The sequence below is a fragment of the Algibacter marinivivus genome (assembly GCF_003143755.1).
GTDB lineage: Bacteria > Bacteroidota > Bacteroidia > Flavobacteriales > Flavobacteriaceae > Algibacter_B > Algibacter_B marinivivus.
In genome coordinates this window covers 269,323-282,370 of sequence record NZ_QFRI01000001.1, presented here as the reverse complement: position 1 = coordinate 282,370, position 13,048 = coordinate 269,323, and the positions used below count along the sequence as shown (strand labels likewise).

Below are 13,048 nucleotides of genomic sequence, written 5' to 3'. Positions count from 1 at the left end.
GAAAAGAGAATTTTTATTCTTCAATCCTATTTTCATCAAAAGCTGAAGGCAATAATTTTGGAATAAATTTTACTACTAACGGTAAAAGTAAAGCACCGCCAGGGAGTAAAAATATAGCAAGACTTGGGATGGATTTAAAAATATCTAATAATTGCTCTTGTACTTTTTTTTGTTCCTCTTTATTTAAATCCCGCACTGTAGATTGTGTGAGTAATACCATAAGCTCTTTACTATCTTTTAACTCTTGATACAAACGTTTACTATTTCTAGAGATTAATTTATTAACCATTCTGCTAGAATTATTGTAAAAACTTTGCACGATATTTTTAGAACTCAATAGCGCAATATTATCTTTATTAACGGTATAAAAATGATTAACCGTTTTAATGGACTGAAGTGTTTTTGAAATGCTAAGATTTAAATCTTTGCCTAATTTTTCTAAAAAATGTTGTTCTTCAATATCTATTATTTGATCGCTCCAAGTAGCCATACAAGCTAAATCTAATATGTAATATTTTTCAAGTTCTGTTTTTACATTTTTTATAGCCTTATTGTAGGTTAAATGAGAGTTTTCTTGAAATCTTAATGACGATTCAAATAACTTGATTAAACTGTCATCATATTGATTTTTAGATTCTTTGGAGTTTAAAACATCAAGAGAAATAGAAGTAATGGAAGCTTCGATATTTTTTAAGTAGTTAGTAGAAATTTTATGATTTTCTAAATAGGTTTTGTAGGCTAAAACATCAACAAACAATAAAGCATTAATAATAAAATAGTTGAAGTTTTTGGTAAGCACATTAGCATCAATCTGAATACGTTTATGTATTATTTTTTCTAATTGTTCACTAGATTTTTTACCGCCTAAGAGATTCTTAAAAAAAGAAGTTTTTATTTCATCTATATCTGTATAAAAATTCACAATACTTTCAATGAAAGATACTTTTGAATTAGAGTTTGAATGTGTATAGTAAAGTGCTAAACAGAAATTTATTTTACTAAGCTCTTCTTCTGTAAAGTCTTTTTTAGGAATAATTTGATTTACAACATCAAGGTTGCTCCCATATATAAATCCACAAGCTCTCAAAGCATCATAAAATGATTCTTCTTCGCACTTTAAAAATAGATTATTCTTTTCTATTTCTTGAAGTAACTTCTTTATCCAACCAGCAGAAGATGGGTTCATGATTCAATTATAATTGCAGGGTGTAAAAGTAAACTATTAACTGAATATAATTATTAATTTTTTGGTAAGCGGTTAAATAAAAAAAATCAAAAAGTTTTAGAATCGATAAAAATGGATTCTAATTGTTCTCCAAATTCATCCATACTAACACCAGATTTATTTGTCAAAACAGAAATAACTATCTGTTCTTTAGGGTAAATTAGAAGTATGGTAGACGCTCCAACTCCACCACCTGTATGATAATATTTGTGTGTGTTGTTTTTGGTGCATTCTACAGAAAAACCAATACCATATCCCGTTATTTTTCCAGACTTTAATTTTTGAGAAGTAATCATTTGTGATAAAGCTTCTTTTGAAACAGTTGAAGGCGAAATAATTTCTTCACCAAATTTGATTAAGTCTTCTGATGTAGATAAAAATCCACCACCAGCAACTTTATATTCATTGGCTACAGACGTTGAAAGGATACGTTTTTTTCGATAGAAATTCGTTTTATTAGGAAAGTTAATTTCAGAATCATCTAGCATCGTATTAGTCATTCCTAAAGGTTTAAAAATGTATTCATTAACTAAAGTATTGAACTCTGTCTCAGATGCTTTTTGCATAATTTCACTCAACAAAACATACCCAAAAGTATTATAAGAAAACTGTGTCGAGGGTTCAAAAAGTAAAGGATCGTTTTTAAATAAATCAATACCATCAGTAATCGACATCTTTTTGTTTATAGTAAACTCATTCCCTTTATAATGTCTAATTCCTGCTAAATGTCCTCCTAATTCTTTAACTGTAAAATCATAAGCTTTTTTGGGGTAGTCAGGAAGATAATTATAAACGCTCTTATTTAAATCAATTTGCTTATCATCTACTAATTTTGCAAGTGCTAAAGCGGTAATAGATTTTGAGATACTGGCAATTCTAAAAAGGGTTTTACTTGGGTCAACTTTAGTTTTAGGCTTACGAATAGCATAGCCAAAGCCTTCAGACCATATCAATTCACCATTTTGCGATACAGAAATAGACATTCCAGGGATCTTTTGCTGTCGCAAAAACTTTTTAGCTTTTTTCTTAGCCGTTTTAATTTTGTAATCAGTTGATGTAATATCTGTACTAAAATTAAAACCAACAGAAGTTAAAAATATAATTAAAGATGCTAAAATGTGTTTCACGGATATAGTAAATATTTTTTTCTTGTTTTTTTGAAATCCTCTAAATCTTTTTTCCAGGTAGCTTTAATATTTGCTTCAGATATACCTGCTTCAATTTGTTTTTGTAATTTATCAGTACCTGCGTGTTTTGTGAAATTTTTAGTATTAAAAAACAAGGATTTATCAGTTGAATTTTTATAAGCTTCAATAACCCATTTAAGCGTCATAACACCATTTAAAACTTCATCTTTTAAGTCTTTACCATAACAAACAGTATTTTTATGCTTAGGATGTTTGGCACCAAAATTAGCAATGGGTGTATAGTTAAACTTATAAAATGCTTTATTTAAAAAAGGAGCGCCAAATCTTTGAAACTGGAATTCTGTGCCACGACCAGCATTTATATTAGTGCCTTCAAAAAGGCCAAGACTTGGGTATAGTTTTATAGATTGATCGTTTGGTAAGTTTGGAGAAGGTCTAATTGACAAACTATAAGGTGTTTTATGGGTGTAATTTTTAATAGGAATAATACTTATATCACATGTTATAGCATTTTTTAGCCATTTTTCCCCATTAATCATATGCGCATATTCCCCAATAGTCATACCATGTACCAAAGGTATAGGATGCATACCAAGGAAGCTTTTATTTTCAATCTCTAAGGTAGGACCATCAACATAATGCCCGTTAGGATTAGGTCTGTCTAGAATTAAAACCGGTATATCTTGTTCAGCACAAGCTTCCATTATATAGTGTAAAGTAGAAATGTATGTGTAAAACCTAACGCCTACATCTTGAATATCAAAAATTATAATATCTAAACCTTCAAGTTGTTCTTTAGAGGGTTTTTTAGTACTTCCATGAAGAGAAAATATTGGTAAATTAGTTTTTGTATCAATACCATCTTTAACGAGTTCACCTGCATCTGCTTTTCCTCTAAAGCCATGTTCGGGAGAAAAAACTTTTTTAATGTTGATATTCAAGTTAAGTAAAGAATCTATTAAATGAGTATAACTTGTGTCTGCGTTAAAAATAACAGAAGTCTGGTTAGCTACAACTCCAACACGTTTATCTTTCAATAAAGGTAAATAGTTCTCGGTTTGATTTGCACCAACAACTAGAGAACTATCAATCTTAACTTGTTCAAGAGTCTCTTCTGTTTCATTTGTGCTATTTTTTACTTTAGAAGCGCAAGAAATCATTACCAAAACAAATAATAAAACTGTATTTTTGAAAACATTAAACTTCATAAGTAACTTTTGAATTACGAGTTTTTTATAGCTAAACGCATTATTGGTAGTAAAGCGTATAAAAGTAGCATATCGGCACCAATAATAAAAATTGGTATCGCAGCAATTGCTATTGGAATTATTGTAATGATGATTGCTATTGCAACTGGTATAGGCTTACAGCAAAAAATTCGGGATAAAGTTGTAGCATTTAACGGGCATGTTACTATTACAAACTATGATAACAATAACTCCCAGGAAAGTATAGCCCCTATTTCTAAAAATCAAGATTTTTACCCAGATTTTAAGGTAGTAGAAGGTGTAAATCATGTACAAGGGGTCGCATCGAAATTTGGAGTAATAAGAACTGAAACTGACTTTGAAGGCGTCTACTTAAAAGGTGTTGGCGCTGATTATAATTGGAGCTATTTTAAAGAATTTTTAATAGAAGGCAAACTGCCAGATTACAAACAAAAGCGTAATGAAGATGTTTTAATCTCAAAATACTTAGCAAATCGTTTAAATTTTAAAGTGGGTGATAATTTTCAAATGGTATTTGCAAAAGATGATCCAGAAAAGCTCCCCAATATTATAACTTACAACGTTGTGGGGATTTATAATTCAGGATTTCAAGATTTAGATGCACAATATCTTATCGGAGATATTCGACATTTACAACGTATTAATAGATGGGGAAAAGACGAAATTGGCAGTTTTGAGGTTTTTATAAATGACTATGATGATTTAGAAGAAAAAGGTGCAGAAATTCATCAAAATATATCTTCACTACTAGACTCACAAACCATTACAAATAAGTACTATTCTATTTTCGAATGGATTAAAATTTTTGATAAAAATATATACGGAATAATCGGTATCATGATACTCGTAGCAGGAATCAACATGATAACTGCACTACTCGTTTTAATACTAGAGCGCACCAGAATGGTAGGCGTTTTAAAAACATTAGGAAGCAATAACTGGAGCATCAGAAAGTTATTTCTTTATAACGCTTCTTATCTAATTTTATTAGGACTACTGTGGGGTAATATTTTAGGTCTAGGCTTACTATTTGCCCAAAAGTATTTTAAATTATTCCCACTAGACCCAAGCGTGTATTATGTTACAGAAGCCCCAGTTTACATAAGTTTAGGTTATATTGTAGCTTTAAATGTAGGCACCTTAATCCTATGTTTGCTTATGTTGTTAATACCATCGTATATCATCACAAAAATATCTCCAGTAAAAGCCATTCGTTTCGATTAGTAATTTATTTTTGGGCGTTACCACAAGGGTCGGGCTATCCGTTACAAGTCCTCGGTTCGCCAATAAAAATTGGCAAACCTGTGGGCTATCCACTTCTATCCCTAACGCACATATTAACTAACATTTAGTAATTACCAGCTAGCTTTTTAGTATTTTTGAAACAACACGATATAGACTATGGATTACGCAAAAAACATATTAGAAACAATAGGCAATACACCTTTAGTTAAACTCAATAAACTTACAAAAGATTTGCCATGTTTGGTGTTAGCAAAATATGAAACTTTCAATCCGGGTAATTCCACAAAAGATAGAATGGCTCTTAAAATGATTGAAGATGCAGAGGTAGATGGAAGATTAAAACCCGGAGGAACTATCATTGAAGGAACCTCAGGAAACACAGGCATGGGTTTAGCCTTAGCAGCTATAGTTAAAGGCTACAAAATGATTTGTGTTATCAGCGATAAACAAAGTAAAGAAAAAATGGATATTCTTCGCGCTGTAGGTAGTAAAGTTATAGTTTGCCCTACCAATGTAGAGCCAGAAGATCCAAAATCCTATTACTCAACATCCAAAAGATTAGCCGAAGAAACGCCAAATTCTTGGTATGTAAATCAGTATGATAACCCAAGTAATGCTTTGGCACATTATGAAAGTACCGGACCCGAAATTTGGAAACAAACCGAAGGGAAAATAACACACTTTGTAGTTGGCGTAGGTACAGGCGGAACCATTTCAGGGGTTGGTAAATATTTAAAAGAGCAAAACCCCAATATTAAAGTTTGGGGGATAGATACTTATGGTTCAGTGTTTAAAAAATATCATGAAACTGGCGAGTTTGATGAAAACGAAATCTATCCATATATCACTGAAGGTATAGGCGAAGATATTTTACCAAAAAATGTAGACTTCAGTATCATTGATGGTTTTACAAAAGTAACAGATAAAGATGCTGCTATTTACACTCAAAAATTAGCCAAAGAAGAAGGGATGTTTCTTGGTAACTCTGCAGGAGCAGCTTTAAAAGGAATACTCCAATTAAAAAAGCATTTCAAAAAAGAAGATGTTGTGGTCGTACTTTTTCACGATCATGGAAGCAGATATGTTGGTAAAATGTTTAATGACGAGTGGATGAGAGAACGTGGGTTTATAGAAGATGATATCACATCAGCAGCAGATTTAGTTGCAAACAATTCAGAAAAACCATTAGTAACTGTAAAGACTGAAGAACTAGTATCTCATGCTATAGAGCGTATGAAAGCACATAAAATATCTCAGATCCCAGTTGAAGATTCTACAGGGTTTGTAGGGGCTATTGATGAAGCTGATTTACTAAGAAAGTACATTGAAAATAAAGATATTTCAGATTTACCAATTAAAGATGTGATGCACAAACCATTTCCAATAGTCGATAAAAACACGCCAATTGAAGTTATTTCAAAGTTATTTAATAAAGAAAATAATGCAGTTATGGTAAAACTAGAAAATGGTAATTATCAAATTATTACCAAGTATGATATTATTAGCTCACTTTAGCTATTTTAAAACAATCGTATCTATTTCAAGACTAAAAGATTCTGCCTTTTTATTTCCAATTAAAAAAGCAAGCACCTCCATATGGCTACCATCGTAATTTGGTATATCTAGTTTTCGACCTCTAAAAGCAGGCGATAGGGTTTTAAAAGAAATTTCAATAATCTCCCAATCTCCAGAAGTATTAAAAGATGCAACATACGAGTGTCTATCTGAAGTATTAGTTTTTACTCTAAACTGATATGGTTTTCCATCTCCTTTTAATCTTATGCAAACTTTAGAAAATTTATTAACCTCTTTCGTTTCAAAACGGTATTCCACCATCGAAAACCCACCATTATTTTCCAAAGAGACTTCACCATAGAATAAACCATTACCAGCATCATTAATTTTAAAACTTCCGTTAGAGCGTCCACCCATAACTACGTCATCAATTGTGCGCCAATTGGAAATATCACTTTTAGAATTAAAATTGAATAGAGTCATAGATATTTGGGCTATTAGACAAAATGAAAATAGAATAATATATTTCATTAGGGCTTTGAGTTTTTATTATTTGCAATCTGCTTGAACATCTTTGTTTTTCCATTGTATCCAATACTCTTGCAAACCTTCAGGAGTGGTTTTTAAATCACTTATATCCAATTTATGCCCTTCCATTAAGGCGGCACTTAAAGCTTGTTTACGTCTTAAAAGTTCTGGACTATGATTCCAACCGCCAACATGGTCAAATGATGTGTATGCTTCACACTTATTTTTAACGCTAATAAAAGGAATTGATAGTTTGTATATAACTTCTCCTGAACCCATCCCAATTGTAGACATGCTTATTTTTGAGAAGTCTACTTTTTTGAAATCATTAGCTTTATAAAGTTCTTTTAATTTATCACCAACTTTACGAGACATTTTGTTTGAAAACTGATGTGCAATATCATCACTATATATAAATTCAGGGCCTTCATAGGTTCCACTACAACCACTATCAGAACATAAAATGTTATTTTTAGGTTTGCTAGAGTTTAATGCTTTGTTTTTCTTGAATTCAATACAGCTAAAAGCCACGAAACAAACAATAAAAAGAGTTGTTATTTGTTTCATGTTACAGACGTTAAAAAATCAGTTATAACTTAAAATAGTTAAAACTATAATGCAATTAAATTAGTGTTTTATTGAATTATTCCAGCACAACTTACACGTGCACCAGCAGCACCAGAAGGTTGAGACGTAAAATCATCTATTCCAGCATGAACAATAACACCCTTACCAAGAATATCTTTAGTATCATCTCCACAGCCAATACACCATTCATCTGTAGAGAATGAGATAGTGCCATTTCCATTTTCATCAGCAGTAAAGTTTCCTATATCACCTTTATGGTAACCTGTTTCAGCACCCCATTCACCATGAGGTTGTGCAGTAGGATTCCAATGTCCACCAGCAGATTTTCCGTCCGCAGAAGAGCAATCAGAGGATGCATGAATATGTATAGCATGTTGGCCAGCAGATAATCCACTTATAATAGCTGTCATGCTAACTTGACCATCAGCTTCTTTAAAAACGACATTACCAGTTACATTACTATCACTTTTAGCACTCAAAGCTATTTTTACTTTTTTAGGAGCAACAACAGCAGTTTCAGTAACCTCGCTCTCAACGGTTTTAGTAGCTTTCTTTTCTTTTTTACAAGATGTAAAACTTATGGCTATGGCAAATAATATAATGCTTAATCGTTTCATTTTTTCAGGAGTTTTTATTCATTCGAAAGTTAAGATATTAATAAATGAATTGCAAGAGTTACCATGATATATGTCATATTTTAAATTAAACATTAGCTATAATTTTGAAGTATAATTATTAGGTATGTTTAGCAAATTAGTAAATAAGTATAATATTGCGGGGCCTCGTTATACGAGTTACCCAACAGTTCCGTATTGGAATCAAAATACATTTTCTTCAGAGAAATGGGAATCCTCATTAATAAAATCCTTCAAAGAAAGTAACTCAAAAGAAGGCATAAGTTTATATATCCACTTACCGTTTTGCGAAAGCCTATGTACATTTTGTGGATGTAATAAGCGTATTACAAAACAACACAGTGTGGAGTCGCCATATATTACAGCGGTTCTAAAAGAATGGGATTTATATACTCAATTGTTTGATGAAAAACCTATTATAAAAGAGTTGCATTTAGGAGGCGGGACACCAACTTTTTTTAGTCCAGAAAACTTAAAACACCTTATTCTTGGTATTTTAAAAACTTCAGAATTAGCATTTGGGTATGAGTTTAGTTTTGAAGGTCATCCAAATAATACTACAAGAGAACATCTTGAAGCCCTATACGAAGTTGGTTTTAGAAGGGTAAGTTACGGCGTGCAAGATTATAACCCAAGAGTGCAAAAAGCCATTCATAGAATTCAACCTTTTGAAAATGTAAAAAAAGCTACAGAATTAGCTAGAGAAATAGGTTACACTTCTGTTGGGCACGATATTATTTTTGGTTTGCCGTTTCAAACGCTAGAACATGTAGAAGAGACTATTTTAAAAACCAAAGAACTCCTGCCAGATCGCTTAGCATTTTACAGTTACGCACACGTGCCTTGGATAAAAGGCAACGGACAACGCGGGTTTAATGATTCTGATTTACCAACAGCTGAACTAAAAAGACAGCAATACGAATTAGGTAAAAAATTATTAACAGAAGTTGGGTATAGCGAAATAGGAATGGATCATTTTGCCTTAGAAACAGATACGCTCTTCAAATCTATGGCAAATGGTAAACTGCACCGTAATTTTATGGGTTATACTGCATCAAAGACCCAAGCAATGATTGGTTTAGGTGTGTCTTCAATTAGTGATAGTTGGTACGGATTTGCTCAAAACGTAAAGGATATTGAAAGCTATTATAAACTTTTAGAAAAAAACACCATTCCCGTTTACAGAGGGCATATTTTAAATGAAGAAGATCTAATTATCCGTAAACATATCCTCAATTTAATGTGTCAATTTGAAACCTCTTGGAACTCAAACTATCTCTATTTTAATGAATTACCAGATGCATTAATTAAGCTAAAAGAAATGGAAAAAGATGAGTTACTTCATATCTATTCAAATAAAATAGAAGTTACAAAAAAAGGGCAACCATTTATTAGGAATGTATGTATGGCGTTTGATGTGTTGCTACAAAGAAAACAACCCAATACACAGTTGTTTTCTATGACTGTTTAATTGAAAATAAACACATCGTCTTTTTGTGTATCGATGGTAATATTGAAATTGTAACTCCCGTAAAAGCGGGAACTAAGAAAAGAAATTATGAAAAAAATTATTATCCCAGTAGATTTTTCTGAACAATCAGAATATGCTTTAAAAACGGCTGCAAAACTGGCTAAAAAATATGGTGCCGAATTATTAGTGCTTCACATGCTAGAAATGTCAGATATTATGTTGTCGGCTTCAGACGGACTTCAAAATCAAAAAGCCGCTTTTTTTCTCCAATTAGCACAACAAAAGTTCGATAATTTTTTAAAGAAAGATTATCTAGATGATATTAAAACCACACCTATTATTAAACACTTTAAAGTATTTAGTGAAGTAAATGAAGTTGCCCTTAAAAACGATGCAGACCTAATTGTTATGGGCTCTCATGGTACAAGTGGGCTAGCTGAGTTTTTTGTGGGGTCAAATACCGAGCGTGTGGTACGTAACGCAAATATTCCGGTTTTAGTTGTGAAAAATGATGTGGCAGATGTAAACTTTGATGTAGTCGCTTTTGCCTGCGATTTTTCAGAAGAAACCATAAAACCTTATCTAAATGCTGTAAATATGTTTAGTAAAACAGATACCAAACTCTATTTAATTCATGTTAATTTGCCAAACGATAGGTTTCAGAGCAGTTTAGAAATCGAGAAAAAAGCGGTAAACTTTTTTACTAAGGCAGAGCGCAGTTTAGATAAAATGAAAAACGTGCATTACACATCTGATTATACCATTGAGGAGGGTGTGTTAAACGCTGCAAATAAAATTGGTGCCGACTTAATAGTAGTGCCAACTCATGGCAGAAAAGGCTTAGCGCATTTCTTTGCAGGCAGCATAGGCGAAGATGTGGCAAATCACTCCACACTTCCCGTTATGACGTTTAAGATTTAGTTTGTCATTCCTTCGAAGACAGGAATCCACATAAAAAAGTAATAAAAACTTTTTGGGCGTTACCACAAGGGTCGGGCTATCCATTACAAGTCCTCGCACTTCCTTCGTCAGGCTGTGGGCTTTCCACTGCTATCCCTAACGCGGGCTTATCTATTTACTAGTTTTAAAATCAAAAAGAGAGGCTTTTTTGGAGAAGTTCGTTTAACGGTCTAGTGTATGATTTCGTTGCGTGTTTAAGCACTAAAGTTAGCAAATAAATCACAGATAGAAAGTCCGCGAGGACTTTCGTAAGTAGGCTATAACTAGCAATGAATTATACACATTGTTGCCCACAGTTATTTTTTATTCAGTGACTGTTTGTAAAGAAAATCAGAAACCTTATAAATAGCGTAATTTTTTTCTTTGGAAACATCAGAATATAAATCTCCATTAGTTAATTCGTTAATGAACTCACCTAATTTTAAAGAGTTACTTTTAATAATTAATCCGTTAAAATTTATAATCCAAGGTGTATATAAATAATTTGGTTTATCGTCTGAATTTTCAATGGTCAAGACTTCTCCGTTTTTAAAAACAATTGTTATTTTTCTCCAAACACTTGTGGTACTCCAATTGCCATATCCAGTATTAAATACTTGGTTAATCACAACATCTGGAATCGAATCAAATCTGTCAGCCACATTTTTGTAAAAAGTAAAATCTGTGTTTTCACCTGGAAACGTGTAATAATTCTCGAAGTCAAAACGGTCAAAGCCTTTTTTCTTTATTTTCTGTTCTTCTTTACCGATGAAATCTTTGAAGTTGTCCAAATCTTTTTTTGAAATTTCTAAATCGTTTACAGTTAGTTTTTTAAAACGAGAATTATCAATTTCGTTGACTATATCATTTAATAATTGAGGATTTATTTCTTTATCCATTTTGGATAAAAATCCTTTACCTTTTTTGTAGAGTTTAAATGAATTGTTTTTTAATCGATATTCTCTGAATTGCCTGTCGCTATGAAAACAACCTTGACTTCCTATTTCTATAGAAAACTTATCTATATTATTTGCCGATAGATTAAATAGTGATTTTGGAAGTTCGTATTCAGAAATTTTTTGTTCATCAATATTTACAACAAACCTCTTGTCTAAATAATTGTCTGCAATCACAACTTGATTATCAAAAATAACAGCGTTTGAAACGTTAACAGGTAATTCCATATATCGATACCATCCCGTTCTATTTTTATCAAATCTTAAAACAGTAGTTCCATCAAATCCAATTTCTTCTCCTCCATAATTTACTTTTAAGTAAGGTTCTCTAATTGGCACTTCATTTGTCATAAGCTTTGAAACTATAAAATCGGTCTTGTTGATTTTATAAATTTCTCCGTAAGTAAAAACGAAAAGACTTTTGTTTTTTGTGTTGATAGCAGAAGGTGTGCTACTCAATTCTTTATCGGATTTCCATATAGAAACGAATTCTGAATCCCTTAAATCAATTTTTAAATCCTTGTCAATTAAATAAATAGATTCATTAGATGTGGTTTCAAAGTCAGATATATTTGGTAATTCTATCCAGTTAATATTATCGCTTTTTGTATAGAAGATGTTACCTTGTTGATTGATTATGTAATAATCACCAAAAATTCTTATTTTTCTTATGTCAGGTCTATGTTCTTTGGAAAGTCTTTTATATTTTTTTTGGTCTAATGGTGTCGGCAATCTCTCCCAAGTTTCACAATTGTCAGTGGTCTTGTAAAGGACATTCCAAAAAGAACCAAATAAGCCTGTTTTTTCATCTTTAGCAAAATGAATTGTGTTAAATCTTAATGCGTTTTCATTTCCCGCTTTATCAAAGCTTTTCCAAGTTTCCCCATTATTATCAGTATAGTAAATAAGTTGAGAATTTCCACTCATCCAAGCTTTTCCACTCTCATTTATGTAAAAAGCATCAATCCAACTGCTTTTACCAAATTTTACTTTATTCCAAGTTATTCCTTTATCCGTTGAACGAAGCACAAAATCTTGATTTGAGTTTTCTCCGTGAATAAAGCCAGAAATCATCAAAATATCTTCTGAAAAGAAACTCACTCTTTCAAAAATTCCTCTACTTGAAATTGATAATGGGTCTTTTGTTCCTAAAGGTCCAAAATGCCATAAATCACCTATTTTATCCGTGTAATATGTGTTACCAGCTTTAGTTGCAATCCAAATCTTTTCTGAAGGTGAAACTCCTATTTCTGAAACTCCTCCACTAATAGGTAAGTTAGCTAAATATTCATCTTGACTAAATATTGTTAGCGGTAAAATAAATATTAGTAATAAAAGTAATTTTCTCATTGTTTCATTCGTTTCCACGAAGTTAATTCGGGTTTATGAATTTAAAAATTCAGATTGAGTGAACTATGTTTTTCAGTTAGTTAACTAGTCAGTTTCTTGTTTGTTAAGGGTTTCGTTTAATTGTGGGCAATGTTTTTACGGATATGCGTCGTTTTAATGACTTATATCCGACGTTAAACGAAGGTAGCAGAAATTTTTTACAAAGTCAAGTAATAGTTA

Annotated in this window: 11 protein-coding genes; 4 read left to right on the top strand and 7 right to left on the bottom strand. The window is 31.8% G+C overall.

What is annotated here, in order from left to right; translation table 11 throughout:
* Positions 1 to 13 precede the first annotated feature (13 nt).
* The 3 genes from DIS18_RS01350 to DIS18_RS01340 form a co-directional block, all read right to left on the bottom strand.
* The gene (locus tag DIS18_RS01350) at positions 14 to 1,186 is read right to left on the bottom strand and encodes an LETM1-related biofilm-associated protein (protein ID WP_109351251.1); all 1,173 of its coding nucleotides are present in this window, start codon (positions 1,184 to 1,186) and stop codon (positions 14 to 16) included.
* Positions 1,187 to 1,272: 86 nt separating this feature from the next.
* Positions 1,273 to 2,352 carry a serine hydrolase domain-containing protein gene (locus DIS18_RS01345; RefSeq protein WP_109351250.1) on the bottom strand — a complete coding sequence of 360 codons (1,080 nt, stop codon included), beginning with the start codon at positions 2,350 to 2,352 and terminating at the stop codon, positions 1,273 to 1,275.
* A complete protein-coding gene (locus tag DIS18_RS01340) occupies positions 2,349 to 3,581 on the bottom strand; it encodes an exo-beta-N-acetylmuramidase NamZ family protein (RefSeq protein WP_109351249.1) in 1,233 nt (410 codons plus the stop codon). The genes DIS18_RS01345 and DIS18_RS01340 overlap by 4 nt, the downstream gene beginning before the upstream one ends.
* 9 nt (positions 3,582 to 3,590) lie before the next feature.
* On the opposite strand from DIS18_RS01340, the gene DIS18_RS01335 reads away from it, so the two are divergent.
* Positions 3,591 to 4,826 carry an ABC transporter permease gene (locus DIS18_RS01335; protein ID WP_109351248.1) on the top strand — a complete coding sequence of 412 codons (1,236 nt, stop codon included), beginning with the start codon at positions 3,591 to 3,593 and terminating at the stop codon, positions 4,824 to 4,826.
* A gap of 177 nt (positions 4,827 to 5,003) precedes the next feature.
* Positions 5,004 to 6,362: a pyridoxal-phosphate dependent enzyme gene (locus tag DIS18_RS01330; RefSeq protein WP_109351247.1), complete on the top strand. Its 1,359-nt coding sequence runs from the start codon at positions 5,004 to 5,006 to the stop codon at positions 6,360 to 6,362.
* Here DIS18_RS01330 and DIS18_RS01325 read toward each other — a convergent pair whose 3' ends face one another.
* From DIS18_RS01325 to DIS18_RS01315, 3 genes are all read right to left on the bottom strand, one after another.
* A complete protein-coding gene (locus tag DIS18_RS01325; protein ID WP_245925554.1) occupies positions 6,363 to 6,893 on the bottom strand; it encodes a CIA30 family protein in 531 nt (176 codons plus the stop codon).
* A gap of 18 nt (positions 6,894 to 6,911) precedes the next feature.
* Positions 6,912 to 7,457, bottom strand: coding sequence for a hypothetical protein (locus DIS18_RS01320; RefSeq protein WP_109351245.1), 546 nt, complete (start codon positions 7,455 to 7,457; stop codon positions 6,912 to 6,914).
* Positions 7,458 to 7,525: 68 nt separating this feature from the next.
* On the bottom strand, positions 7,526 to 8,095 hold the full coding sequence (locus DIS18_RS01315; RefSeq protein ID WP_109351244.1) for a superoxide dismutase family protein: 570 nt from the start codon (positions 8,093 to 8,095) through the stop codon (positions 7,526 to 7,528).
* Between the two features lie 124 nt (positions 8,096 to 8,219).
* On the opposite strand from DIS18_RS01315, the gene hemN reads away from it, so the two are divergent.
* Positions 8,220 to 9,584, top strand: a complete 1,365-nt coding sequence (gene hemN, locus DIS18_RS01310) for an oxygen-independent coproporphyrinogen III oxidase (protein ID WP_109351243.1) — start codon at positions 8,220 to 8,222, stop codon at positions 9,582 to 9,584.
* An 87-nt stretch (positions 9,585 to 9,671) separates the two neighbouring features.
* Positions 9,672 to 10,505, top strand: coding sequence for a universal stress protein (locus tag DIS18_RS01305; RefSeq protein WP_109351242.1), 834 nt, complete (start codon positions 9,672 to 9,674; stop codon positions 10,503 to 10,505).
* 335 nt (positions 10,506 to 10,840) lie between these two features.
* Here DIS18_RS01305 and DIS18_RS01300 read toward each other — a convergent pair whose 3' ends face one another.
* Positions 10,841 to 12,829 carry a WD40/YVTN/BNR-like repeat-containing protein gene (locus DIS18_RS01300; RefSeq protein WP_146191774.1) on the bottom strand — a complete coding sequence of 663 codons (1,989 nt, stop codon included), beginning with the start codon at positions 12,827 to 12,829 and terminating at the stop codon, positions 10,841 to 10,843.
* Positions 12,830 to 13,048: the final 219 nt, after the last annotated feature.